Raw genomic sequence first — 26,236 nt, 5'->3', positions numbered from 1 at the left:
GAGTACCATGTTCACGGCGACGCGTCGCAGTTCGGCCTGTGTCGATGCAGGGAGTTTGCGGAAATCACGATCGATGGGCATGCCTATGTGATAGCAGCCCACGTCCTATTATGATACCTATTTGCCCGTCCAGTTAGTAATGCTGGGTCATGGGCGTTGTCGCTGACACAGCCCATGGCCCAGCACAAAAGAAGTTTTTGCGCCGCTTTTTTCAAAAAGCGGCAGCTTTCTTGCTACGCTGCAGGATGGTATCGAACGCGACGGCGCAACGGAGGCGAACTTGCACATGAGCATCGGCGAAACGGCGATGGCGCGCTGCGCGGCCTGGCGGCACCCGCCTTTCAGTGAAACGCCTCAGGGCTTGACGCGGCGCTACCTCACGCCCGCGCATCGCGCTGCGTTGGATCAACTCGCGGGCTGGATGCGCGCAGCTGGCATGAGTGTGCGGTTGGATGCAGCGGGTACGCTGATCGGCCGTTATGAGGGCACGGGGAGCAAGACCGTGCTGATCGGCTCGCATATCGACACGGTGGGCGATGCCGGCGCCTATGACGGCGCGCTGGGTGTGATGCTGGGGCTGGGCTGCATCGAGGCGCTGGCGGCGTCGGGGGAACGGCTGCCGTTTGCCATCGAGCTGCTGGCCTTTGGTGATGAGGAGGGGTCGCGTTTTCACGCCTCGATGCTGGGCTCGCGTGCCTTGGCTGGCACCTTGCCCGCAATCCTGCCCGAGATGGTGGACACCGAGGGCGTGAGCCTGGCCGAGGCGCTGCACGGCTTCGGGCTGGATGTGGCGCGCCTGCCTGAAGCCGCGCGGGCGCGCGAGGATGTGCTGCTCTATCTTGAGCCTCATATCGAGCAGGGGCCGGTGCTTGAGGCGGAAAAATTGCCGGTCGGCATTGTCACCGGCATCGCGGCTCAGACGCGCCTGAAAATTACCGTGCGCGGCGTGGCCAATCACGCCGGCACAACCCCCATGAACCTGCGACGGGATGCCCTTGTCGCCACCGCTGAAGCGATGCTGGCGCTGGAACGGATCGCCACAGTGGCGGGGATCGTCGGCACGGTAGGGACGATAGAAGCGCATCCGGGCCTGAGCAATGTCGTGCCCGGGCGCGCCGTGTTCAGTGTGGATCTTCGCGCGCCCACGGAAGAGGCGCGTGACACGGCGGAGCAGGATTTTGCCAGAACCCTGGATGAGATTGCGGCGCGGCGCGGCGTCGTGGTGGAGATGCAGGTGGTGCAGCGTCTGGCCCCCTGCTTCTGCGACGCGCGGGCCCAGGCATTGCTGGCCGAGGCCATGGCGGCGCAAAGCGTGCGGCCGTTTTATCTGCCGAGCGGCTCCGGGCATGACGCCATGAGCGTCGCTGCCCTCTGCAAGGTCGCGATGCTGTTCATCCGCTGCCGTGCGGGTATCAGCCACAATCCGGCTGAGCATGTCGAGGCGGCGGATGCGGAAACCGCCGCTCAGGTGATGCTGGGGTTTCTGCGCCGGCTTGGAGAGAAGGAAGCAGCCGCTTTTTAAAAAAAGCGGCGCAAAAACTTTTTTTGTGCTGGGCCATGGGCGTTGTCGGCACGAACGCCCATGGCCAAAATTGATAAAGTTTTTTTGCTTCTTTTTGTTCACAAAAAGAAGCCTTCCTCTTCGCTTTAGTCCGCCAGGAGCTCGGCCAAGGCTAACGCCACCACTTCAGTCGCCTTATGCAGATCGCTGAGTTTTAGCCGTTCATTGGCGCGATGGGCATTGGCGTCCTCGATCGTGCGAGGCCCGGCGCCGTAGAGCACGATGGGAATGCCGGCGGCGGCGTAATGCCGCGCGTCGGTGTAGAGCGGCACGCCGGTGCTGCCGATGGTCTCGCCGAACACCGCACTGGCCTGGCGGCACAGCGCCTCGGCCAGCGCTTGTGCCCCCGGCGCCGGGGTCAGCGGCGCGGCCAGCAGGATGCGCGAGATTTCGCAGGTGGCACCCGCGGTTTCTGAAACCGCCGCGCCGATGAGTGCGCGCAGGTCCGCTTCCACCGCGGCGGCGTTCTCGTCAGGGGTGATGCGCCGGTCCAGCCGCAGCGTGACCTTGTCCGGCACCACGTTGGTGTTGATGCCACCCGCGATGAGGCCCACGGTGAGGCCCGGCGCGCCGATGCCGGGCAGGGCGGAAGGTTTCGCCCGCAGTGCATCACGTTCAGCATATAGCGCGGCGAGGAGCTTTGTGGTGGCGGCAAGCGCATCGATGCCCGTCTCCGGCTTCGCCGCATGCGCCGAACGGCCCAGCACGGTCACCTCCAGGTGCAGGCAGCCATTATGCGCGGTGACGACACTGTACGAAAATCCGGCGGCGATAGCATAGTTCGGCTTCGTGAGCCCCTGTGCCAGCAGCCAGGCAGGACCGATCTCGCCGCCAGTCTCTTCATCATAGGTGATGTGAAGCTCGACCGCGCCGCGCAGCTTCACACCTGCATCAATCAGCGCCCTGAGAGCGAAGGCGTAGGTGGCGATGTCGGATTTGGATACCGCAACGCCGCGCCCGTACATCCAGCCATCGATAATCGCGGCGCCGTAGGGATCCGTGTGCCAGCCCTCGCCGGGCGGCACCACATCGCCATGCGCGTTCAGCGCGATGGTCGGGCCGGGGCCGAATTCGTGCCGCACGATGAGATTTGTGGCGCTGATCATGCCATGTGCCGCGGCAAGTTCCGCAGGTACGTCATGGCGCGCCACGCGAAAACCAAGGTCTTCAAGAAGCTTCGCGGTCATGTGCGCATGCGCAGCGCAATCTCCGGGCGGATTGTCGGATGGCGCCCTGACCAGAGCGGCAAGAAAGGCTTCGCGTTTGGCGGCGCTGGCGGAGATGAGGGCGGAGATTGTCATGAGGAGGAAAATCCGTGTTGCGGTGTAGGGCGTCGTTTCATTATGCAATCGTGCGGAGGAGAAGCCAAGCAGCCGCTTTTTGAAAAAAGCGGCGCAAAAACTTTTGCTATGCTGGGTCATGGGCGCTGTCGCCGACAACGCCCATGACCCAGATTAATAAAGTTTTTTTGCTTCTTTTTGTTTACAAAAAGAAGCCTTCTTTTTTTTAGCCCGTATCAAGAAACTGCCGCAGCTCTTGTGTCGCGGGTGCTACGAATACCGCTTCTGGCGGTCCGACCTCGTGGACCCGCCCCTGGTGCATGAATACCACGCGGTGACAGACTTCGCGCGCGAAGCGCATTTCGTGCGTCACCATCATCAGGGTCATGCCCTGATGGGCCAGATCCCGCATCACGGCGAGCACTTCGTTCACCAGTTCGGGATCGAGCGCCGAGGTGATCTCGTCGCAGAGCAGGGCGACCGGCTGCATGGCGAGCGCCCGGGCGATCGCGACACGCTGTTGCTGCCCGCCCGAGAGTTGCGAGGGATAGGCATCGCATTTGCTGCTGAGCCCGACCCGCTCCAACACGGTTCGCGCGATTGCCGCGGCTTCGTCCTGTTTGATCTTCTTCACGACCGTCAGCGCGAGCATGACGTTGCGTTGGACGGTGAGGTGCGGGAACAGATTGAACTGCTGGAAGATCATGCCGACCTTCTGGCGTAACGCACGGAGTTCTGCCTTGTTCGCATGAACCTCGAGGCCAGAGACGTTGATAACGCCGTTCTGGAACGTCTCCAGCCCGTTGATGCAGCGGAGCAGCGTGCTCTTGCCCGAACCGCTCTTGCCGATCAGCGCCACCACTTCGCCTGGCGCCACATTCAGCGAGATGCCCTTCAGGACTTCGTGCTCACCATAGCTCTTGCGCAGGTCAGTGAGTGAGATGAGCGACATTAAGTCTCCGTTCCAGCCAGCGGCTGCCCCGCGATATCGGGAAGCAGAGGGCGAAGTAGATCAGTGCGACGCAGCCATAAACAGTGAACGGCTCGAAGATTGCGTTGGTGATTTCGGTGCCCGCCGCCGACAATTCGATGAAGCCGATGATCGAGGTCAGTGCCGTGCCCTTGATCACCTGCACGAGAAACCCGACGGTCGGTGCCACCGCGATGCGGAGCGCCTGCGGAAGGATCACGTAACGCATCTGCTCGATAAACGACAGCCCGAGACTGCTCGCGGCCTCCCATTGGCCAGCCGGAATGGCCTCGACGCAGCCGCGCCATATTTCCGCGAGGAAGGCCCCCGCCCAAAGCGTGAGCGCACTCCACGCGGCGATCCAGGCCGGCACATTGAAACCAAACAAGGCGGGCGCGAAAAACGCGAGGAAAAGCTGCATCAACAGCGGCGTGCCCTGGAACAGCTCGATGTAAAGCCGGGCCGCCCTTACCGCCCATCGGTACGGCAGAACGCGGACGAGCAGCACCGCAAGACCGACCAGTCCGCCACCGACGAAGGCGCCGGCCGATAACAGGATGGTCCAGCGCGTCGCTAGCAGCAGATTGCGGAAGATGTCCCAAAGGGTGAACGAGATCATCGCAGGTTCTGTCCAGGAAACAGGTAGCGCCCGCCCACGCGGAGTGCCAGCCGGAGCAACAGTGCCAGTGCGAGATAAATCACCGTGACCCCGAAATAGGCTTCGAAGGCGCGGAAACTGCGCGACTGGATGAATCCCGCGGCATAGGTGAGCTCCTGGACGTCGATCTGGGAGCAGACCGCGGAGCCCAGCATCACAATCACGATCTGCGCGGAAAGTGCCGGCCAGATGCGTGCCAGTGCCGGCAACAGCACGACATGGCGGAACACCTCGGGGCCTGACATGCCGAGGCTTGCCCCGGCTTCGAATTGCCCGCGCGGCGTCGCCTCGATCCCGGCGCGCACAATCTCGGTGCCGTAAGCGCCGAGATTGATCACCATCGCCAGCACCGCCGCCTGTATTGCCGGCAGTTTGAGTCCCGTCGACGGCAGGCCGAAGAACAGGAAGAAGAGCTGGATGATGAAAGGCGTGTTGCGGATCACCTCGACATAAGCGCCGATCGGCCGGCGCAGCCATGCCGGGCCGCCGGTCCGAGCCCATGCGCAGAGAACCGCAAGCACGCACCCCAATCCACCCCCGATGACGGTAAGTTCGGTGGTGATCAGCACGCCGTGGGCCAGCATGGGCGCGTAGTTCAGCAAGACGCCGAAATCGAAGTGATAGTTCATCGTCGAGCGGAAGCCTGATCGTATCGGGGCGGCATCAGAACCCGGCCGGCAGAGGCGTGCCTAACCATTTGATAGAAATTTTGTTGAGCGCGCCGTTCTCCTTGGCTTGCTCGATGATGGCGTTCACCTTGGCCAGCAAGGCGGGATTTCCCTGGGCGACGCCGACATAGCAAGGAGAATTCTGCAGCACGAACTTCAGCTCCGGTAGGCGGGGCGGGTGCCGTGCGGTGATCGCCGCGGCAACGGAGACCGCCGTTGCGATTAATTGGGTCTGGCCGGAGAGGAAAGCGGCAATGTTCGCGTCGTTGTCGCCGTACCGGTGAATGATCGCGTCCGGCGGCGCGACCTTGGTCAGGGCCAGATCCTCGATCGCACCGCGCGTCACGCCGATCGTCTTGCCGGCGAGGTCGGCCGGCTTGCTCACAGCAATGCTGGACGGCCCGAATACGCCGCTGAAGAACGGTGCATAATCCTCGGAGAAATCAATGACCTTTGCGCGGGCGGGGGTTTTGCCCAGGCTGGAGATCACCAGATCGACCTTGTTGGTCTGCAGGAAGGGGATACGGTTGTCCGAAGTCACCGGCACCAGCACGAGCTTCACGCCGAGCGCGCGCGCGATGAGGTTCGCCATGTCGATATCATAGCCTTCCGGCTGCATGCTCAGGCCGACCGAACCAAAAGGCGGGAAATCCTGAGGAACGGCGCGGCGGGAATATCCCTGGCAGCTGCCTGCCGGATCGGCATGGACAGCGGCAAACAAATCCGGATGGCTAAAAAATGTGCTTCGGGGGCGGCCGGCCTGAGGCGATCCGATTGAGCGACGGAACTTTCTCAGGAAATGAAGGGAAGGCTTCTTTTTGTGAACAAAAAGAAGCAAAAAAACTTTATTGACTTGGGCCGTTGGCATTGTCGGTGACAACGCCCATGGCCCAGCATAGTAAAAGTTGTTGCGCCGCTTTGGCTCGAAAAGCGGCCGCTTACTGCGCGTCTGCAGCGAAGACAATCTGGTCGGATTGAAAATGGACGAAAGCCCGGCTTGGATCTCAGTTTGGCCTGTCCATACTCAGCAATTGCTGCACGATCGGGCCGAGATTTTCGCGCCATTCGGGCGAGGTGATGCCGAAGACACGGGCCAATTTGCGGCAATCCAGGCGGGAATCTGCGGGGCGGCGGGCCGGAGTCGGCCAGTCGGCGGTGGTGATGGCCTGCAACGCGGGCGGGTTGTAGCCCATGGCGGCGGCTGCCGCGAAAATCGCCGTCGCAAAGCCATGCCAGGTCGTCTCGCCGGCGCCGGTGGCATGAAAAATGCCGCGATATTCTGCCCGCCAGCCGGTGCGGCGCAATGTATCGGCGATGTCCAGAATCACGCGGGCCAGTTCCGGTGCGGCGGTCGGCGTGCCAAGCTGGTCCGCCACGACGCGCAATTGCGGCAGCTTGGCCCCGGCCTGCAGCATGGTGCGGGCGAAGTTTTTGCCATGGGCGCCATAGACCCAGGCCGTGCGCAGGATGATCGCATCGGCCCCCGTTGCTAAAACCGCCTGCTCGCCCTGCAGCTTGGTTTCACCATAAACGCCGGTCGGTCCGGTGGGGTCGGTCTCGACATAGGGCGCGCCCTTCGCGCCGTCGAACACGTAATCGGTCGAGACATGGATGAAGGGAATTCCGGCGTCCGCGCAAAGCTGCGCCAGACGCTGCGGGCCCGTGACATTCCCGGCGACCGCCGCGTCACGATTTGTCTCGGCCGCGTCCACGGCGGTATAGGCCGCGGCGTTGATCACCAGCGACGGTTGCGCGGCGGCAAAGCATGCATCGATGGAGTCGGGTGTTGCAAAATTCAGTTCCGGCCGGCTGACCGCCCGGAACTCCAGTCCGCGCGCTTTGGCCAATCCGGTCAGCGCATGGCCGAGTTGCCCGGAGCCGCCCGCGATCAGAATCATGGATAGCTGAACCAGGGTGCGCAATCCGCCAGGCGGGGCAATGTTTTATCCTTGTCCGAAAGCACTTCCTGTCCCGGTTCAACCGGCCATGGCAAAGCGAGCGACGGGTCATTCCAGATGACCGCGCGCTCGGCGTCGCGGTCGTAATCGGCGGTGACTTTATAGATCACCTCGGTGTCCGGCACGAGCGTGCAGAAGCCGTGCAGAAACCCGCCGGGGATCCATAATTGCGCCCAGTTTTCGGCGCTGAGCTTGGTCGCGGCATACTGGCCATAGGTTGGCGAGCCGGCGCGGATATCCACGGCGACATCCCAGATGGCGCCCTTGATCACCCGCACCAGTTTGCCCTGGACGCTGGGCGCGACCTGGCAATGCAGGCCGCGGATCGTCCCCGCCTGCGTGCTCAGGCTCTGGTTATCCTGCACGAACTGCGCCTTGAACCCCTGCGCAGCGAGCTTGGCGCTGTTCCAGGTCTCCGAGAAAAACCCCCGTGAATCACCGAATTTCGGCGGCGTGATCCGCAGGACTTCGGGGATGTTGAGCGGTTCGATGTTCATCTGTGTGGCGCCCCGTTCGAGATGTCATGGAGTATGCGGCCGAGCTCGGTCTTGCCGATGAGTGCGGCGCGCTCACGCAGCGCCGCGGCGTCAATATAGCCCATGCGGAAGGCGACCTCCTCGGGGCAGCCGACCAGATTGCCCTGGCGCGTCTGGATGGTCTGCACGAAGGTCGCCGCCTGTAACAGCGAATCGGGTGTGCCCGCATCGAGCCAGGCCGTGCCGCGGCCCAGCCGCTCGACATGCAGGGTGCCTTGCTGCAGGTACATCTGGTTGAGATCGGTGATCTCCAACTCGCCCCGGGCCGAGGGCCTGACCGCGCGGGCGAATTCCGTGACGCGGTGGTCGTAGAAATACAGCCCCGTCACCGCCCAGGGGGAAGTGGGGGTTTTGGGCTTCTCCACGATCTCGATCGCCTTGCCCTGCGCATCGAAGGAGACCACGCCATAGCGTTCCGGGTCGCGCACCTGGTAGGCGAACACGGTGGCCCCTTCCGGCCTGGCGCTGGCGGCGCGGAGCAGCGTCGAGAGATGGTCGCCATGGATCAGGTTGTCGCCCAGGGCCAATGCGCAGGGCTCGCCGTCGATCCATTGCGCGCCGATGAGGAAGGCCTGGGCGAGCCCATCCGGGCTCGGCTGTTCGGCATAGCTGATGCGGATGCCCAGATGTGAGCCGTCATGGAACAGGCGCTGGAATTGCGGCAGGTCGGTCGGGGTGGAGATAATCAGGACGTCCCGAATGCCGGCCAGCAGCAGAGTCGAGAGGGGGTAATGCACCATCGGCTTGTCGTAGACCGGCAGTAGCTGCTTCGACGTGCCCAGGGTCATCGGATGCAGCCGCGTGCCGGAGCCGCCTGCGAGCAATATGCCTTTGCGAATCACTTTTTTGCGCCTCCCAGCCGCTGCCCTGAATAGGTTTTGCCTCGAATTTCCTGCCACCAGGCCTGGTGGTTCAGGTACCAGTCGATGGTCGCCGCCAGCCCGCGCTCGAAGTCATGCGCCGCGGTCCAGCCCAGCGCCGTCTCCGCCGCGCCGGGGTCGATTTCATAGCGATGGTCATGGCCGGGCCGGTCGCGCACATAGGTGATCAGCCGCTCCCGCGCACCATGCGGGCTCGGCAGCTTCTGGTCCAGCAGGGCGCAGATGGCCCGCACCACCTCGATATTGCGGCGCGGCTGGCGTGCGCCGATGCAATAGGTCGCCCCCGGCACGCCGGTCTCGACGATTTTCAACAGCGCCTCGGCATGGTCGTTCACGAACAGCCAGTCGCGGGTATTTCGGCCATCGCCATAGACCGGCAACGGCTTTTCCTCAAGCGCGTTGATCAGGATCAGCGGGATCAGTTTCTCGGGGAACTGCCAGGGGCCGTAATTGTTCGTGGTGTTGGAGACGATGACCGGCAAGCCGTAAGTATGTCCCCAGGCACGCACGAGATGGTCCGAGGCCGCCTTGCTCGCGGAGTAGGGGCTGCGCGGGTCATAGGGCGTCTGCGCGTTGAACGGTGGATCGCCATCGGCCAGCGCGCCGAAGACCTCATCGGTCGAGACGTGATGAAAGCGGAATTTGGCGCGCTTGTCGCCCTCTAACGTGGCATAATACGCCCGCGCGGCCTCGAGCAGCACGAATGTTCCGGTGATATTGGTGTGGATAAAATCCGCCGGTCCGTCGATCGAGCGGTCCACGTGGCTCTCCGCCGCCAGATGCATCACCGCATCCGGTTGATGTGCCGCAAAGGCCGCGCGCATCGCCGCCGCATCCGTGATATCCGCTCTCACCAGGCTGTGGCCGGGATGGTGAAGGGCGGTCTCCAGCGCTGCCTCGGAGGCCGCATAGGTCAGCTTGTCGATATTGACGATGTCATGCGCGCCGCCAGCAACGGCGCACCGGATCACCGCCGAGCCGATAAACCCGCAGCCGCCGGTCAGAAGAATTTTCATGCGTCGATCATGCCCAGTAAAATATTATATAGCTGCCTAGCGATCCCCGGCCTATTAAGCGCCTTACAGCTTCCGGGCAAGAAGATCAGCTTGATGGCTCTGGCGCGCGAGGGGAAGGGTATTTTTTGTGAATAAAAAGTAGTTTTTCTGCACCTTTTAACCCGTGCTGTTTTCAGCGCCACAGGCCCAGCGGACCAAAAGTTTTTGCGCCGCTTTTTTCAAAAAGCGGCCACTTTCTTATATCCGAAAGGCCTGGGCTGGATAACCGCCTAAGCCGGCCCCCAACTGAATGCGACAATGCGGCCATCCTCTGCGATATACAGATGGTGGTTCGCCGCGAGCAGAGTTTCGAAATGCCGCACGCCGGGAATGGTGTCCGCGCTGGTGAAAAGTGGCGCGCCGGTATCGCCACGGAACGCATGCAGCCGGTCATCTCCTTGCGCGCCATCGACCCAGACGATGGGGTCGGCATGTCTATCTGTTATCGTAACGATTGGTGCGCCGCGCCCCTGCAGTGGCGCGCACCACAAGGGCCTGACCTCCGTGGCGGAAACGGTGAGTGCTGCAAGACCGCCCGAGAACGTGCCGTCCGGGCAGAGCGCGCCGCGCGCCTGGAACACCACCGTTTCGTTTGCCCCATCCGGAAATGAAGCGGGGGCAGTTATGATCGCCGAATTCGCGACATGCCGCCGCGCGATCTGGCCGTTGACGCCGCCAAGACTGTCCCGGTCCAGCAAATAGGCGTCACCGTCCTTGCCCAGCGCCAACAGGCGTCGCGCTCCGCCGGGCAGATCGAACGGCAGTGGTGCGACCCCGCTGATATCGAGGTCCTCGTCATCCAGTGTCTTCCAGTTTCCGGGCACGAAAAACGCATGGGGATCGGTGGTACGCGTCAGATCGGCTGAGAGGCGGAACACCCCCTCGCCATCCGCCCAGGCAGCGCCGGTATCCGTATTGCCGGTCGCGAAAAATAATACCCCGTCAGCCTCGCTGATGCCGCCCGGCGCCCAGATGCCGCCTTTGCTGCCGCGCGTGACCCAGGAGGCGAGCACATGCGGCGGATCCGTCGCCAGGCCGAGAACCGTGCCGTGATAATCCCCGCAATCGCCGAATTGGCCGCCATAAGCGACGAACAGGCGATGCCCGAGCAAAGCGAGCGCCCCGCGCTGGTTCTGCAACGCCGGATTGAAATTTCCGCGCAAGGCCTGCTGCACGTTCACCGGCCAGCCGGGCAGGATCGACCCATCAGACAGATGCAGCCCGAAGACAAGATGCTGCGGCGTCCCGTTTTGTTCGACCATGGCGTCCAGATAGACAGCGTCCCGCGTGGCGTCGATGACCGGCGTACCGGTGATGCCGAGCGGGTCGATATCCCCGCAGGGGAGCTGCGCAAGAGGCACGGGCTTTCCCAGCTGCGTGCGCCACACCGTTTGGCCGGTATCGGCATCCAGCGCGTCCACCTCGTCCGCCTCGGTGGCGACGATCAGCAAGCCATTGGCCGAGCCCGGGGGACGCCAATATAAAGGCTGTGCATAAACAGCGCCACCCACCGCGCCGTGAAACCCCTTATCGAGATGCAAGGATGACGCCGCGCGCCAGGATAATCCCGGTGCGGTGAAAATACCGTCCCGCGCGGGATCGTTGTGGTAGGAGGTGACACTCGCGGCAGCCAAAGCCGGCAATATCCCGGCCAGTATGGCAGCCTGTACCGGGATCATACGAAGATGCATCGCGCGCTCCTGTCAGCTGTACACACGGGCAATTCGGTCATCTCGCTTTTTCGACCCGTGCCCCCTCATAGACTTCCGGCAACGCCTCAAGCGCATTGCCCGGCAGGCGGAGGAGCAGCATCAGAACGCCAGCCAGGACACTGAAAATCGCCAGAATGGTGAAGGCGATGGTGAAAGATCCCGTCTCGCCCTTCACCCAACCGACCAAGGTCGGCCCGATGAAGCCGCCAAAGAGATTGCCGATTCCACCGACGAAGGAGATCGCCGGAATTGCCATGTCCCGCGGCAGGGTCTCTGTGATGAAGGTGAAGAAGAGCGGCAGATACGTAAAGAGGAACAACCCCATGAGGGTGAACGTACCGATCTCAAGCGCGATCGAAGCACGGCCAAAATAGACACCGACCCACATCAATATGCCGATCGCAATCATCGGCAAGCCCGCATGGTATCGACGCTCGCGGTTTCGATCCGAGCTGCGCGAGATCGTGATCACCCCGATTGTGCTCGCGGCATAGGGAAGTGCTGCCAGCAGCCCGACACGGCCGATATCGAGCTGGCTCGCAGCCTTGATCACGCTCGGGAGCCAGAGACCAAAGCCATAGGTGCTGATATTGATGAGCGCGAAGGCAGCGGCCAGCAGCCACACATTCGGCTCGCGCAGAATATCGCGCCACTGTCCGCGATGGTGGCTGCGCAGTTCCGCCTGTTCCGCCTCCAGCGCACGCGAAAGTGCGGTGCGCTCCACGGCGTCAAGCCAGGGCGCGTCTTCCAGCGTGCGCGGCACCGTCCGCACCCAGATGAAGGCCCAGGCCCATGCCGGCAGCCCTTCGAGCACAAACATGAGATGCCAGGTCGCATGGCTCAGTATCAGCCCCGATACCGGGCCCGCGATCATCGCACCAATCGGCATGCAGAGATTCCATAACCCGAACGCGCGCGCGCGTTCGGGGGCGACGAACCACTGTGCCAGCAGCATGGAAACCGAGGTGAATATTGGCCCCTCCGCGGCACCAAGCAGGAACCGCATCACCAGCAGCTCGCGGAAGTTCTGGACCAGGCCGGCGCCCATTGCGAAGGCACCCCATGCGATCAGGGTGCCGAGAATCACCCGGCGTGCGCCAAACCGCGGGGCAAGCCAGCCCGCTGCAAGAAACGTGATCAGATAGCCCCAGAAAAAGATGCCGCCGGCGAGCCCGGCCTGTGTCGGCGAGAGATGCAGGTCGCGCGACATGCCCGGAAGAGCGACACCAATATTAACGCGGTCAAAATAGGCGATGGTGTAGACAAGGAACACCACGGGTATGAGGCGCACCCAGCGTACACGGCTATCGAGCGGCGAGAGTTTTTCGGACATTTCACACTTCCTCCGCGCGGTGATGATGGTCCTGCCGCACCGTTCCATCGGTGATCATTTTTCGTTTCCTCCAAGCGTTCTTCCGGTTGGATCCCGCGTTGGCGTTGAAGCGTTGGTTTTTGTTTCGAGACATACCGTTGCAGGCCGCAATAGCGTAATTCAAAAAAATGTTAGAAATATCGTGGCAATGATAGCGCTGTCATTCCACAAAAGTCTATAATTTTCTGGTTTGGCGCCATGCGAGAAGTTTCGTTCTTCGGGCGGCATTGTCACGTCACGGCGGGCGGCATTTCTGGTCGACCTGGAGCAGGTACTGCCGTGGCAGGGCGTGTGGTTGGATGTTAGTCGATGGCGCCTGCTACCGGTTACGTCTTCGCCGCTTCGATGGCGTGGCGCACCCATGCGAGGCGGGCGGCGGGAATCAGGCCGTAATTGTAGAAATTGATACGCTCGGCGCCGGCTTGCACTGCCGCCATGACACGGGCTGCAACGTCCGCGGCCCCGGACATCTCGGGATAAAACAGGCGAAACCCGGTGCCGAGAAATTTTGTCCCGATCCTGGACCGTGCGCCGGCCAGAAGTGCATGGATGCCTGTCGGTGTCATGTCGTAGCCGCAGACAATGGCGCCATCGCAAGCCTGTGCAGTCGCGCCGATATCGCAGCCGCCGCGCCAACCATCCTTGAGGTCGATCAGATGAATTTTAGTTTCGGGTGCGGCTTCCGAGCGGGTTTCGGCGACAAGGCTGGTAACAGGTTCAAAGCGCCATAGGAGGAAGTCATAAACCTCCGGATGGTTCCGAAACACATCGATACCTAAATCAGGAAACTCTGGCCAACGCGGTGCGGGGAACTCCCGCTCACAGGCATCGATGATCCAGCGCCGAACCGTTATTCGCGCCCGCTCGACATCGAGCCCCGCTGCCGTCGCGCGCGCCGTGCAAGCCGGACAGAAACACAGTGACAAAAGAAAATCGTCCTCGGCGGTCAGCCCGACGCCATCCTTCTCGTGGTGGAATCCGTGGACGAAGCCCATGAAACCAAGGCTTTCCAGCTCGATGGCATCGGGCCTGTACTGTTCTGAAAGATCCCGCACGAGCGTGCGGACATAGTGCCGTACATGCGGGTGCGACGGACAGAGATTGAAAATATTCGGATCATTGAAGGCATTGCGGGTTACCGCCCCGGGATGCAAAAGCCCGAGCCGCGTGTTATGAAGGCAAACCGTCCAGCACGAGACAGCAAGACCGCCTGCGTCACGCCGCCGGATGAGATCGGCCAACACGTCGTTACCATCCCGGACAATACGCGCGACCAGCGGTTGGATCGGCGCGTCCGCCCAGAGTGCCGGACGCGGTTCGAAATAGATGGTGCCGTCCTGCGGAAAATACGATTTTCGATATGGGCTCCGCGGCTGGAGGAAATGTCCAGCGTGATAGGAGATCGCGAGGCTGATCGTGGTGCAGCCGCATTCCTCCAGCTCTCCTACGACGCGATCGGCGGTTAGATCCTGAACATCCCAAGGATAAGTCCACATCGAAAACTGCATTACGTTTCCCTCACCAGCCATGCGCCAACGATCCCGGGTCTGGACGCTTCGTCATTATTCCCTAAGCCTGCCGTAAACCGCAACCAGACGCCAGTTTACGTGCCGATGCACCGGGCAGCGTGGTGCATGATCGGGTGAGGGCAGGGCGATGCAAGAACGATCGCAGAATTGCCGCTGCGGGCGATTGCGACCCTCCCAAACTTGTCAGTTTCACGTCAGCAACCCCTGCTATCCGAAGCAACGGTTCAATTGCTTCGTCGGAGTCAACGTGCATATCTGCTATCCATGTCGTGAGGTCTTTCTCTTCTTCCCAGCGGCCACAGCTCTGCAGGGGAGTCATTGAAATTGTTAACTTCACAAATGCGTGTCGCGATTGGATTGGCGTCTGTCCTTTTGACTCTTGGCGCCTTTACCGCGCCGGCCTTGGCGGTTGTGCACGCAAAAGCCACAAGCTCGAACGGTGCCGCGACCGTCGCCATTACAGGTACGATGACCGGTTATACCGACCGAGGATTGGCCCGGATGGTAAGTCCGTGCGTCGCCACGACAATCCCGTCGAGAACAATCGACACGCAAGTCAATCCGAACTGGCAAATACGAGTTCACTTCGCAAACGTCTATACGCCGCGTGCCAGTACGATGGTGACGGCGGAGTTGCTTTATGATGGTCACGTTAACGCGGTGCGACGGGACCAGGTGGTAGGGCTTGATTCTGCTCCATCAGCTGAAACTTGTCAGGTCGTATCTCGCTTGACGCAGGAGCTGTGGGAAACGGCCTCTACGACGCGCGTCTTGCGATAGGCGGCAAAGGCGATTGCGGTGCAGCCGTGGCCAACGTCATGAAGATCCGTTTGACCCCATCCGCTCGCATGCCAGCGATGCTGCGTGTACGTAGCTCAAGCGGAGGCGGTCGTACAAGTTCCAGGCGGAACATAGGCTTTCGACGCATCTTACCGCGCTGCTCCAGGCCGGCCGCTAAAATGTCACGATGCTCCTGACTCCGACGACGAGCTCATTCGACAAGTTGTGGCTCAAATTATTGGGATCGGGGATTCCCGCACCTGGATTTACAATATATTGTAGGTCTGGTTGCAGGGTTAGCCAAGGCTTGACCTGGGCTTGATATGTCAATTCTATCAACTCTTCGGTCCCCTGAGCGGTAACACCGGCGTCCCGATCCAAATCGGCCACTCGAGAACTCACCTTGGCCAAGCCAAAATCGATGCCGACTTGGTCATTGTCGCGGTGGGGGAAAGGAGCCGTGAGCGTGATGCCGCCGTTGAAGCTAAAGGCGATGAGGTTCTGATTGGAGGGCGCCCCCATAATGCGTCCGAAAACATTTAACGTCCGGGCTGCGTCAACTTTTGACTGCCAGATTGTTTGGTCGACCACGCCATAGAGGCTGTAATTGCCCTTATGCATGACCGGCTCCCCGTTGCTGTTCGGATTTGCAAGCGAGAGTCCGTCGGTGCCAAACTCCTGATCAGGAAAGAATGCGGTGTCATACCAGAAGCCGATCTTATAGGTCCCAGGTAGACCGGATGATTGCGAGCCATTCTGCACCATGTCCCCAACAGTCGGCTCGTTGGTCGTGTACTGCAGCTCGGCAATGAACAGCGCTCCGGTGTTGAGGTTAAATCTGGCGCCATTTCGATCAAGTGCCTGGGCGTCGTCATCGAAGCTGCCGCCTCCAGGGTTGTCGTCAAAGACACCCGCCAGAATGTTCGCGTTGTCAGATGGTTTGAAGCGTAGCCGTGCGCCAAGCGATGAAAGCGGGTACGCCGGTCCTCCGCCATAGAGATCATCCGACGGAATGAGTGGCCAACCAGCCATCGTATTGACGAATAAGCCGGAATACTGGCTGACGATGAATTCGTTGTCGATGCTTTGTTGGCCGATCTTTATGTCGGCCCGTGAATAATCAAACGCTTGATCGTACCAGATTTCCCAAAGTCTGGTAGCATCTTCAGCTTCATTTCCGTTCGCTGTCTGCAGGTTGTCAAGATAGGATGGGCTCAGCTCCTGGCCGTGAATTTGCAGCGCGCTGACATGAAATGTACCGCCCTGAAGGCCGAATGCTTCACCGGTATCGACATCCAGAGTGGAGGTCGTAACGCCCTGCAATGTCGCACCTTGCTTGACGCCACCTGCGACATTGCCGAGCAGATTTTCACTGTCGGTTATGCCCAGAGTGACACCATAATTCCCCAGGATCGTCCTAAGGCCGCCCATATTACCAAGGAGTCCTGTGTTGGCGCTTTGCGCCAATGCCGGCATAACGGCACCACCACTCAACACGGCCGTGAACGAAAGTGTTGCCAAACTTCTTTGCGGCCAAAATCGAGCGAATTTTTCCATCATGGAACGCCCGCGCGGTTCCGCAAGAGTATCAGCAATTTCAATTCGAAGTTTCATTTGAGTTTCCAAGATTTTTTGCGGCGAACCTGACTGGGGTGGGCGCTATGATTCAAACAATCTCTGACCGATATATTCGCCATTCTTTAAGCCGGGCGGGCAGGCGAATACCGCGCTTCCGACATGTGTCGTGAACTGATTGATCGCGTCGATCTTCGACATTTTATCGAAGAGCTTTATGAATCCGGTACGGGGGTCATTTTGATAAGCGACAAAGAACAGGCCGGAATCATATTCAATCCCTTGACGCCAAGGCGGCCAACGTTCGGCAGTGAAATTCGCACCGTCATTATAGGAGTAAGCGCGCCGCAACAGCTGAACACCACTGTTTGTCGCCGGGGCGGCGAGCCTTATGTGAGCCGTCTCCGGAATGACGAAATCACCGTCCGCATCAGTCGCTTGAAAATCCGGCGTGTCGAATTCGTGTTTGCCGCCAAGCGGAGCGCCAGAAAGTTTTTCTCGTCCGATGGTTTTTTCCTGGAACGCTATGCTCGTTCGATCCCAGTGCTCGAGTGCGATACGGATGCGTCTTGTCACCATGTAGCTGCCTTGTCGCATCCAGTCGGGGCCTTCAGCACCCGCCCAGACAACGTCATCGACAGCACCGGCGTCGGGATTTATTGTGCCATCTTTAAACCCCATCAGATTCCGGGGCGTACCTTTGATTTTATTGGCGCCAATGAAACCGCTCTGGACCCATTTCAGGGTGGTGGTGCCATAGGATAGGCGCGCCAATTGACGAACCGCGTGGAAGGCGACCTGAGGGTCGTTGGCGCAAGCCTGAATGCAGAGTGCGCCACCGCATTGTCCATCCACTAACTGGTCACCATTGAATCCTGGCAGCTCTGCCAGAGCTTCTGGACGACTGGCGTTGAGGCCATATCGGTCATGTCCATTGAGAGAGAATAAATCAGGTCCAAAGCCAAAGGTTAGCGTGAGTTGAGAGCGTCCTAACCCGATGGCTTCACCACTATCTAAACCAGGCTGATGTTCGTCCTGCTTGCCTGCGACCGCCGGTAGGCCCGCAGTCAGTCTGGCCGCTGCGGCCGTCCATGCTTGCAAGAGCTCAACCACATCGCTGCGCTTGTCGGTCGCTAAATCGAAGGATGCAAAATAAAGAGCGCTTTGCATCGGCGTGGTAATGCCACTCTGGTGGAGTCCGTAGAATGGTTCTCCTTCGTCGAGTTCCTGCTCAGGGCGCGATGGGACTGGCCGTGGGTTTGCCATAACCATGTGGGCCGTGGCGGTGCTCCCCACCAACCCACCAGCAGCGGCAAGAAAAATCCGCCGCGATGGCTTTGCGTCTTTCCCGCGGTCCGTACTCATTGGGCTTGCACAAGCGTGTTCACGTCGTCCTCCACATAATAGAAGCCTTTCCCATTGGGCTTCATAACAATCCCGAACAGATCACCGCTGCCCGGTGGTGTTTGCGCTTCGTCAGCGTCAGCCCATTGCGCGCCAAGTTGCGTGTGACTTGAAGGATCGATCTCAACCACTTGACCGTTCAACCCGTTAGCCACCAGAAGGTGACCGTTTGGCGTCATATCCATCGCCAGTGGTCTTTTGAGAAGGCCGTCCTTGGTCACGAGGATACCGGTGTTCGCACTGTCCGTCCGGGTCGCGGCATTTGGGATCTCCACAACACGGTTGCCGATGGCATCCGAGACATACAGCTCGCCGGTCTTGCCGAGGGTCAAGCCGGTCGGACCGATCAGGAAGACGCCGGCATCAGCCTGAGCACCGAAGCCGCTCCCGATGACCGTCTGGCTCGTGACTTGTGGCGGTTTCCCTGATGGGATTGCTAAAGCAAGCCGTAGCACGTTGGCCTTGTACTGAACGGCTTGGCCTGCCGCGCCAATGCCGAATCCAACATCGCTCATAAACAACGTCGCGGTATCCCCGTTGTCGATCAGCGCCATATTGCCCCAGGGGTCATCGATCTCAGGGCTGGTGATCGTATCTGCAACGCCACCCTCGGAATTGAGGACGAGCAGGCAACCAGCTCCCAAAGTTTTTGTTGTACCGTCAGTGCTGGGTGCGCTCCCGACGATCACCCAGCCTGATTTGAGCATCACCATCGCCGTGCTTAATCCGATTCCACCGGGGCAACCCGGCTGATTGTGCGGAATTTCGGCGAAAACGGTGGTTTGTCCGGTAGACGGACGATAATCCATAATTGTGCTGCCGGTTCCTTGAAGATTTTTGTTGTTATTGAAATTGTTGACCAAGACATCATTCTTTTGCACGGAACCAGAGGTCACGGGGGCGACCACCAGAGCGTAAGGATTCTGATCTCCGTTATCCGGGACCGTAGACGTCAGCAGATGATGCTTATGGACCGTCGCAAGGAACGCCGACGCATCGGCGGTTTGTGCGTGGGCGCCAGGAACGGCAGCGGCCAGCGCCAAACATGAGAGGGTCGTCATACTTAAAAGAATATTCCGCGTCATTTGTGTCTCTCCATCGGGACAAATTTGTTAGGGTGTATTGGAACCATAATACGGCGTGTCAGCATTTAAGGCTGAAACGGCGCGAGGTAGCGTCGTTGCGTTTAAGGTCGGGTAAGCCACAACGTCTCCCTCCACTTTTAACCACACCGTGGCGTCCGGCTTCGGCAAAATTTGGCTGAACACGCGAGCCGTGATGTCGGTGGCAAGGGATGTGTTCTGGAGACGAAGCGTCACGATCGCGTCGTGGCCATGAAAAACCACCGTCCCGACTATGGCTTCGGCCGCATCCACGCTCGGTTCATCTATGAGTTTGATCTGCTCCGGCCGGATCATCACCTCGACGGGGCCGTCCAGTCCAAGGTCACTCGCAGAAAGAGCGCCAAGTACGCAGTCGATTTTTCCATACCTTGCGATGCCCGGCAGAAACACCGCGTCACCGATAAAATTCGCGATTCCTGCGCTCTGCGGTTGCCTGTATAGATCTTCGGGTCTGCTCATCTGCGTCAAAACGCCTTGCTGCAAGACGCCGACGCGGCTGCCCATCGAGAGGGCTTCGGACTGGTCATGCGTGACCAGGATCGCCGTGGCGCCCGCGGCACGAATGGCGAGTGCCACGGCCTCTCTCGTTTCCGCTCGGAGGCCGGCGTCGAGCGCGGAGAAGGGCTCATCGAGGAGAACCAGTTTTGGGTTCGGTGCCAGCGCGCGGGCCAACGCCACGCGTTGCTGCTCACCTCCGGAGAGCGCCTGGGGCCCGCGATCCGCATAGGTAACGGGCAGATCGACGAGCGTGAGTAATTCACTGACCCGGTATCTGGACTTTCGCAGTTTCTTGCTCAGACCAAAGGTGATGTTGTCCGCAACCGAAAGATGGGGGAACAGCGCACCTTCCTGTGCGACATAGCCAATGCCGCGCTGCTCCGGACGCTTGAAGACGGTGTCAGATGCAACCACCTCGCGGTCGATTTCAATGTCGCCCGATTCGGCCCGCTCGAAACCGGCGATCAAACGCAACAGGGTCGTCTTCCCGCTGCCGGATGCGCCCAAAATGGCCACCAGATCGCCGGACTCGATTTGCAATGTCACGTCGCGGAGCACGATCGAGCTCCCAAAAGACTTCGTAAGATGCGAGATTTTTAACGCCGCCATCATACCGCACCAGCGGAGGTCTTGGGGGCAAACACGCTGGCCGTGCCAAAACGCCGGGCCAGCAGCCAGGACGCCGCCATGGACAGCACCGCCATGACCGCAGCAAAAGGTGCCGCCGCCGCGAACGCCACGGTTGATGTGTCCGCCCAGATCTGCGTTGCCAATGTTTGCGTGCCGATAGGCGCTAAAAGCAATGTTGCGGTTAGTTCAGTGAGCGTCGCGATGAACACCATGGCGAGTGCGGCTCCCAGTCCTGGTGCCGCCAGCGGCAAGGTTATTCGTAGCAGGACAGATAGCCGGCCCAAGCCCAGGGATCTTCCTGCTTCCTCGAGTTGTTTTTGTGCCTGCAACAAGGCGGCGCGCACGCTGACGAGCGCCAATGGCAGAAAGACGATGGCGTAGGCGACCAACAATAGAAATGTGCTTTGATAAAGCGGGCTGACACTGTGCACGGTCAATGAAATCAATGCCAAGGCCACGACAATTCCGGGAGCGCCTTGGGCAAGATAAGCGCAGCGTTCGAGCAACGTCGTTAACCAATTCTCGTATCGAGTCGCCAGAATGGCAAGTGGCAGTGCCAGAAAGAGTGTCAGTGCCGCACCGCCGCTCGCCAACCGCACGGATGCCCAGGTGGCCTGCGCCAGTGCCGATAGGGAATAGGGGGAGACAGTCGTCGCCGGATCGCTTGGCTGCGTAAGCCAGTAGCCGATCGTTCCGAGCGGTACGCCAACTGCGACGACGGCGAAGACAATAAACCCGATAAATGCCAGTGCCGCGCTGCCTCCGAGTTCATATTTGGCCGCCTCGCGCCGTACCCCACGGGCCAGCCTGCCATATTGCGCTTTACCACGCGCGAAATGCTCGCCGACAAGGCAGGCCAGGCAAAGCACGATCAGAATCATCGCCAAAAGTGCCGGCTCAGCACCGGAAAATCCGGCTCGATAGGCTGCATAGATCGCCGTGGTGAATGTTCTGAAGCGCAATAAGGCGAAGGCCCCGAATTCCACCAGGGTATTTAAGGCGACGAGCAGCATACCGCCGAGCAAGGCTGGCCGCAGCTGCGGTAGAACCACGCGCAGAAACACCGCGGTAACATTATTGCCAAGCACCCGGGCGGTCTCTTCCAGGGCCGGATCCATCTCCCGCAGCGCCGCCGCCACCGGCAGATAAACGAGGGGATAGTAGGACATCGTCACGACCAGCAAGGCGCCCCAGAACGTCTCCAATGCCGGGCTCAGCGATAGCCAAGCATAGCTTGTTATGAACGCGGGTATGGCTAACGGTATGACAGCCAGGACGGCGAAAAATTTTTTTCCAGGCAGGTCCGTCCGTTCCACGAGCCACGCGGCTGTCGTACCGATCACCGCACAGCACAGCGTCGTGCAAACGATCAGCAACAAGGAATTGAACAGTAACTCTCCCACTAACGGGCGCCACAGCAAGTCAACCGCTACGCTTATTCCGCCCCTGGCGGCGCTTACCGCCGTCACGCAGAACGGCAGCAGCACCAAAGCAGAGACAGCGAATCCTGCAGCCAAAAGTCCAAGCGGAGGGCGTTTTGGCGTTGCCTTGAGCAGGCCTGCGCGTAGGGAAGCGGTGAACATTTCAAATGAGCCCAGCCTGCTGGAGAAGTTGCCCCGCCTCCTGGTCATCGCCGAGCTGTGACACGGAGATCACGGGCGGTTGCAGGGATTTGAAAGGGGGCAATTTTTTGTTCGCCGACACACCAGGGCGGAGAGGATATTCATAGTCGATATTGCTTGCGCCCAACATTTCCTGAGCGGATGGGCTCACAAGAAATGCCAGGAATTTTTGCGCTTCTGCCTGATGACGGGAGGATTTGAGAATGGCGGCACCGGACACATTGATCAGGGCGCCGATATCGCCGTCGGAAAAATGATGAATTCGGCTAATGGTTTTGTCGGCCCCCAGCTCGGTTTCGAGTCGGTACCAATAATAATTATTGATGATGCCGGTGGCGACGCTGCCACGGTTGACCGCGGCGACCACGCCTTCGTCATCCTGGTAGATCGCCCCATTTTCTTTCAGTCCCTGGAGCCAGGCGAGGGCGGCGGGCTTGCCATATTGTTTGATGACGGCACTAACGAGGGGCAGGAAATCTGCATCGCTCGGGGCAATCCCGACTTTGCCCTTCCATTCCGGTTTGGCGAGATCGAGCAATGAAGGCGGCAAAGCGCTGGCATTGATCTCGTCTGGATTAAAGGCGAGGACGTTCTCCCGCGCCAGCACGCCAAGCCAATCGCCGTCCTGAGCATTGTATTGAGCGGGGATCTGCGAGAGCGTTCCTGGTGCGACAGGCGCCAATAATTGCTTCTCATCAAGCAGATTCAGTTCCGGCGAGTTTTCAGTAAAAAACACGTCTGCAGGAGACGCCGAGCCCTCCTGGATGATCTGGGAGGCGATATCCGGCCCTTCACCTTCGTGCACTCGTACTTTGATGCCCGTTTCTTTGGTGAAGGCCGCCACAAGCATGGCGTCAACCTGCGGGTGCTGGGCGCTATAGAGGGTCAATGTGTCGGGTTGTGCGCTGGCGCCCTGAAGGCCGAGGCCCAATGTGAACCCGATCGCGGCAAGGTAATGAATATTACGCGGCATGGTCGGTCAGTCCTCGTCCTAAATGCGAATAAGAATTATTCTCAATTAGAACGGGTGTATCCGGACTAAATTGGTCCTGTCAATACGGAATAGCAACGCGGCTATGCTGCCCACATCCCACCAGGGCTGCGTCCGCTTTGGAGCAGCAGAACTGCTTGGCTGAACGGCGATAAGGGACGCTAAGCCACCGTGCCAGCTGGCTCATTGGCGAACGTCAGGTAATCCCGACAGCGGTTAGGCTCCCGTTTCGTTTGCCCTATGCACCAGCAGCCATTTTGCAGCGATCAAATCGAATAACGACCTGACCGCTTTCCCGGGAGAATATTTCGCACTTCCTACCCTGAGCCTGCAGATCGAGAGCAGCCGTCGTTGCTTCAGTAAGGCTTAAAAAAAAGATTCCGAACGTTTTACCGTCCACGCGAATGCAAAATTCTGAGTAACCGGCAGCGTCTGGCGAATGCGCCGCCTTAAATGCTTTCTTCAAGTTAATTACCCAAACGTATCCAGGACATAAATTAACGGTAATCTATGCCGAAGCGGCAATGATACGTCAAGACTCATAACAATCTAAGGTAGCATTGGTCGGAAAACCTGATAAATCGGCTTCTGCTGGCGGACCTGTGAACGCGCCGGCAGGTGAGCGGGGGTGTCCGGCGCCTTGGTGTGTTCCCTACCTCGACGCCGCTCCAGGCTGCGATGCGCGGAGCCGAAAGTCGATTACCGACAGGATGGCTCGTTGCATCCGTGTCACACGGATTTCAGTCCATCACCGTCCGGTTTTGTTCGCCCCAGCGCCAAGGATATCGATAAGGGAATTTTCCCAAATCGCCTCGTAAGTCATTGAAAATTAAGAATTTTTGGCGGAGAGACAGGGATTCGAACCCTGGGTACGCTTTCACGCACACACGCTTTCCAAGCGTGCGCCTTAAGCCGCTCGGCCATCTCTCCGGCACGGGAACGGTCCGGTTGGCGCAGTCGCGCCCCTTTGGAAACCGTGCCCTTAAACGAGCTGGAGCCGGGAAACCGGCTCCGGGGCCTCCTTAGCCCAAATCGGTGGCGCTGCTCAAGGGCAGGGAGCCTCCGGAGACAAAAAGATTATACGTCCATTTTCAGCGCGGCGAGGAAGGCGCTCTGTGGGATTTCCACCTTGCCGAACTGGCGCATGCGTTTTTTGCCCTCTTTCTGCTTCTCCAGCAGCTTGCGCTTGCGCGAGATGTCGCCGCCATAGCATTTGGCGGTGACGTCCTTGGAGAGGGCGGAAATGGTCTCGCGGGCCACCACGCGGCTGCCGATCGCGGCCTGGATGGCGATCTTGAACAGCTGCTTGGGGATCAGCTCTTTCAGCTTGGCGCAGATCGCGCGGCCACGGCTTTCCGCCGCCGCGCGATGGGCGATGAAAGAGAGCGCGTCCACCGGCTCCAGGTTCACCAGGATGGAGATTTTCACCAGGTCCGCCTCGGCATAATCCTCGATCTGGTAATCGAAGCTGGCATAGCCGCGGCTGATGGATTTCAGCCGGTCGTAAAAATCGAAGACCACCTCGTTCAGCGGCAGGCGGTAAACCGCCATCGCCCGGTTGCCGACATAGGTAAGGTCGACCTGCTGGCCGCGGCGTTCGGTGCACAGGGTCAGCACCGCGCCGAGATAATCGTCGGGCACCATGATGGTGGCGCGGATCCAGGGCTCCTCGATATGATCGATGATGCTGCCATCCGGCATGTCCGACGGGTTGTGCAGCAGCTCCATCTCGCCGTTGGTGCGGAAAATTTTGTAGACGACCGAGGGCGCGGTGGCGATCAGGTTGAGGTCGAATTCTCGGCTGAGCCGCTCCTGGATGATCTCTAGGTGCAACAGGCCGAGAAACCCGCAGCGGAAGCCGAAGCCGAGCGCCGCCGACGTCTCCGCTTCATAATGGAAGCTGGCATCGTTCAGCCGCAGCTTGGCCAGGGAGTCGCGCAGCTTCTCGAAATCATCGGCATCGACCGGATACAGCCCGCACCACACCACCGGAACCGAGGGCTTGAAGCCGGGCAGCGCCTCGGCCACCGGGTGCCGGTCGTCGGTGATGGTGTCGCCGACATTGCAGTCCGCGACGGTCTTGATGGCGGCGGTGATGTAGCCCATCTCGCCGGGCCCCAGCGCCTCCACGGCGCGCATCTTCGGGGTGAAGACGCCGAGCTGCTCGACCGGGTGCACCGCGCCGGTCGACATCATGCGGATTTTCTGGCCGCGCCGCAGGATGCCGTTTTTAATGCGGACGAGAATCACGACGCCAAGGTACTGGTCATACCAGCTATCGATCAGAAGCGCTGAGAGTTCGGCTGCGGCGTCACCTTTCGGCGACGGCAGCCGGGTCACCAGCGCCTCCAGCACGCCTTCGATGTTGATCCCGGTTTTCGCGGAAATCTCCACCGCGTCCGAGGCGTCGATGCCGATCACGTCCTCGATCTGCTGTTTGACGCGCGGCACGTCGGCGGCCGGCAGGTCGATCTTGTTGAGCACCGGCACGATCTCGTGCCGGGCGTCGATCGCCTGGTACACATTCGCCAGCGTCTGCGCCTCCACGCCCTGGGAGGCGTCGACCACCAGCAGCGAGCCCTCGCAGGCGGCGAGCGAGCGGCTCACCTCATAGGCAAAGTCCACATGGCCGGGCGTGTCCATCAGGTTCAGCGTATAAGTCTTGCCATCCTTGGCCGGATAGGCGAGGCGCACGGTCTGCGCCTTGATGGTGATGCCGCGCTCTTTCTCGATGTCCATGTTGTCGAGAACCTGTTCGGTCATCTCGCGCGCCGTGAGGCCGCCGCAATATTGGATCAACCGGTCGGCTAGGGTGGATTTCCCGTGGTCGATATGGGCGATGATGGAGAAATTGCGGATCAGGTCGATGGGCGTTTCGGTCATGGACGAGACATACGCAGAAACGGCCAAAAGGTGAACAGGCGAGAGAGGAAGCGGCCGCTTTTCGAGTAAAAGCGGCGCAAAAACTTTTATTAATGCTGGGTCATGGGCGTTGTCGCCGACATCGCCCATGGCCCAGATTAATAAAGTTTTTTTGCTTCTTTTTGTTCACAAAAAGAAGCCTTCCCTTTGCTTTCCTTGAGCAAGCCAAAGGGGCGGCGCTAGGGCCGCCCCTTTGCAGAGAGCGTGGGGTGCGCGTTAATGGACGAGGCTGGGCACCATGTCGTTCTGGATGATCGCCGCGGCGGCCAGGGTGGCGTCGGAGGCCAGCGCCATGGGCGTGCCGTCGGCGGCATGGATCGCGAAAGCTGGCCCGCTCTCGGTCATCACGGGTTTGACGAAGGCGATCTCTTCCATGCCAAGGGTCGCCAGCTGGGCGGCGGTGATGTGATGAATGTCGATCACCGTGCCCGGGACGAAATTGGCGCTGCCATCATGCGTTTTCACGTTCATTGAAAATCCTTTCAGGCCAGATGCCACTTTAAAGCCAGT

General features: G+C 60.1%; 21 protein-coding genes and 1 tRNA gene. 1 reads left to right on the top strand and 21 read right to left on the bottom strand.

All coding sequences use genetic code 11. From position 1 onward, the window contains the following. Window positions 1–286: 286 nt before the first annotated feature. Window positions 287–1,522: an allantoate amidohydrolase gene (locus tag VGG47_RS14730; protein WP_331539890.1), complete on the top strand. Its 1,236-nt coding sequence runs from the start codon at window positions 287–289 to the stop codon at window positions 1,520–1,522. 125 nt (window positions 1,523–1,647) lie between these two features. Here the strand turns inward: VGG47_RS14730 and VGG47_RS14725 are convergent, their stop codons facing one another. From VGG47_RS14725 to VGG47_RS14625, 21 genes are all read right to left on the bottom strand, one after another. Beyond that, a complete protein-coding gene (locus VGG47_RS14725; protein WP_331539888.1) occupies window positions 1,648–2,862 on the bottom strand; it encodes an ArgE/DapE family deacylase in 1,215 nt (404 codons plus the stop codon). A gap of 205 nt (window positions 2,863–3,067) precedes the next feature. Further along, window positions 3,068–3,793, bottom strand: a complete 726-nt coding sequence (locus tag VGG47_RS14720) for an amino acid ABC transporter ATP-binding protein (protein ID WP_331539886.1) — start codon at window positions 3,791–3,793, stop codon at window positions 3,068–3,070. Then, entirely contained in the window at window positions 3,771–4,430 is a 660-nt protein-coding gene (locus VGG47_RS14715) for an amino acid ABC transporter permease (RefSeq protein ID WP_331539884.1), read from the bottom strand. The genes VGG47_RS14720 and VGG47_RS14715 overlap by 23 nt, the downstream gene beginning before the upstream one ends. After that, window positions 4,427–5,098, bottom strand: a complete 672-nt coding sequence (locus VGG47_RS14710) for an amino acid ABC transporter permease (protein WP_331539882.1) — start codon at window positions 5,096–5,098, stop codon at window positions 4,427–4,429. The genes VGG47_RS14715 and VGG47_RS14710 overlap by 4 nt, the downstream gene beginning before the upstream one ends. Window positions 5,099–5,132: 34 nt before the next feature. After that, a complete protein-coding gene (locus VGG47_RS14705) occupies window positions 5,133–5,858 on the bottom strand; it encodes a transporter substrate-binding domain-containing protein (RefSeq protein WP_331539880.1) in 726 nt (241 codons plus the stop codon). A gap of 283 nt (window positions 5,859–6,141) precedes the next feature. Next, the gene (gene rfbD, locus VGG47_RS14700; RefSeq protein ID WP_331539878.1) at window positions 6,142–7,035 is read right to left on the bottom strand and encodes a dTDP-4-dehydrorhamnose reductase; all 894 of its coding nucleotides are present in this window, start codon (window positions 7,033–7,035) and stop codon (window positions 6,142–6,144) included. Continuing rightward, window positions 7,032–7,592, bottom strand: coding sequence for a dTDP-4-dehydrorhamnose 3,5-epimerase (rfbC, locus tag VGG47_RS14695; protein WP_331539876.1), 561 nt, complete (start codon window positions 7,590–7,592; stop codon window positions 7,032–7,034). Before rfbC ends, rfbD begins: the two co-directional genes overlap by 4 nt. Next, window positions 7,589–8,473 (bottom strand): glucose-1-phosphate thymidylyltransferase RfbA, encoded by an 885-nt coding sequence (gene rfbA, locus VGG47_RS14690; protein WP_331539874.1) that lies wholly within the window; start codon window positions 8,471–8,473, stop codon window positions 7,589–7,591. Before rfbA ends, rfbC begins: the two co-directional genes overlap by 4 nt. Further along, window positions 8,470–9,528 (bottom strand): dTDP-glucose 4,6-dehydratase, encoded by a 1,059-nt coding sequence (gene rfbB / locus VGG47_RS14685; RefSeq protein ID WP_331539872.1) that lies wholly within the window; start codon window positions 9,526–9,528, stop codon window positions 8,470–8,472. The genes rfbA and rfbB overlap by 4 nt, the downstream gene beginning before the upstream one ends. Before the next feature lie 269 nt (window positions 9,529–9,797). Further along, complete coding sequence (locus VGG47_RS14680) at window positions 9,798–11,258, bottom strand: PQQ-binding-like beta-propeller repeat protein (RefSeq protein ID WP_331539870.1); 1,461 nt, start codon at window positions 11,256–11,258, stop codon at window positions 9,798–9,800. Window positions 11,259–11,295: 37 nt separating this feature from the next. Then, window positions 11,296–12,612: an MFS transporter gene (locus VGG47_RS14675; RefSeq protein ID WP_331539868.1), complete on the bottom strand. Its 1,317-nt coding sequence runs from the start codon at window positions 12,610–12,612 to the stop codon at window positions 11,296–11,298. Between the two features lie 365 nt (window positions 12,613–12,977). Next, window positions 12,978–14,159, bottom strand: a complete 1,182-nt coding sequence (locus VGG47_RS14670) for a hypothetical protein (protein ID WP_331539866.1) — start codon at window positions 14,157–14,159, stop codon at window positions 12,978–12,980. A gap of 975 nt (window positions 14,160–15,134) precedes the next feature. Then, entirely contained in the window at window positions 15,135–16,574 is a 1,440-nt protein-coding gene (locus tag VGG47_RS14665; RefSeq protein WP_331539864.1) for a carbohydrate porin, read from the bottom strand. 45 nt (window positions 16,575–16,619) lie between these two features. Beyond that, on the bottom strand, window positions 16,620–17,900 hold the full coding sequence (gene efeB, locus VGG47_RS14660; RefSeq protein WP_331539862.1) for an iron uptake transporter deferrochelatase/peroxidase subunit: 1,281 nt from the start codon (window positions 17,898–17,900) through the stop codon (window positions 16,620–16,622). Next, window positions 17,897–19,024 (bottom strand): hypothetical protein, encoded by a 1,128-nt coding sequence (locus VGG47_RS14655; protein WP_331539860.1) that lies wholly within the window; start codon window positions 19,022–19,024, stop codon window positions 17,897–17,899. Before VGG47_RS14655 ends, efeB begins: the two co-directional genes overlap by 4 nt. A gap of 27 nt (window positions 19,025–19,051) precedes the next feature. Continuing rightward, window positions 19,052–20,119, bottom strand: coding sequence for an ABC transporter ATP-binding protein (locus tag VGG47_RS14650; RefSeq protein WP_331539858.1), 1,068 nt, complete (start codon window positions 20,117–20,119; stop codon window positions 19,052–19,054). Between the two features lie 50 nt (window positions 20,120–20,169). Continuing rightward, window positions 20,170–21,774 (bottom strand): ABC transporter permease, encoded by a 1,605-nt coding sequence (locus tag VGG47_RS14645; protein ID WP_331539856.1) that lies wholly within the window; start codon window positions 21,772–21,774, stop codon window positions 20,170–20,172. Between the two features lies 1 nt (window position 21,775). Then, a complete protein-coding gene (locus tag VGG47_RS14640) occupies window positions 21,776–22,786 on the bottom strand; it encodes an iron ABC transporter substrate-binding protein (RefSeq protein ID WP_331539854.1) in 1,011 nt (336 codons plus the stop codon). An 858-nt stretch (window positions 22,787–23,644) separates the two neighbouring features. Further along, window positions 23,645–23,734, bottom strand: a tRNA-Ser gene (locus VGG47_RS14635). A gap of 147 nt (window positions 23,735–23,881) precedes the next feature. Next, window positions 23,882–25,687, bottom strand: coding sequence for a translation elongation factor 4 (gene lepA / locus VGG47_RS14630; protein WP_331539852.1), 1,806 nt, complete (start codon window positions 25,685–25,687; stop codon window positions 23,882–23,884). Window positions 25,688–25,942: 255 nt separating this feature from the next. Beyond that, the gene (locus VGG47_RS14625) at window positions 25,943–26,197 is read right to left on the bottom strand and encodes a DUF1150 family protein (RefSeq protein ID WP_331539850.1); all 255 of its coding nucleotides are present in this window, start codon (window positions 26,195–26,197) and stop codon (window positions 25,943–25,945) included. Between the last annotated feature and the right edge of the window lie 39 nt (window positions 26,198–26,236).

The sequence above is a fragment of the Acidocella sp. genome, from assembly GCF_036489515.1.
GTDB lineage: Bacteria > Pseudomonadota > Alphaproteobacteria > Acetobacterales > Acetobacteraceae > Acidocella.
The sequence above is the reverse complement of the archived record's forward strand: the minus strand, read 5'-3'. Positions and strand labels throughout refer to the sequence as shown.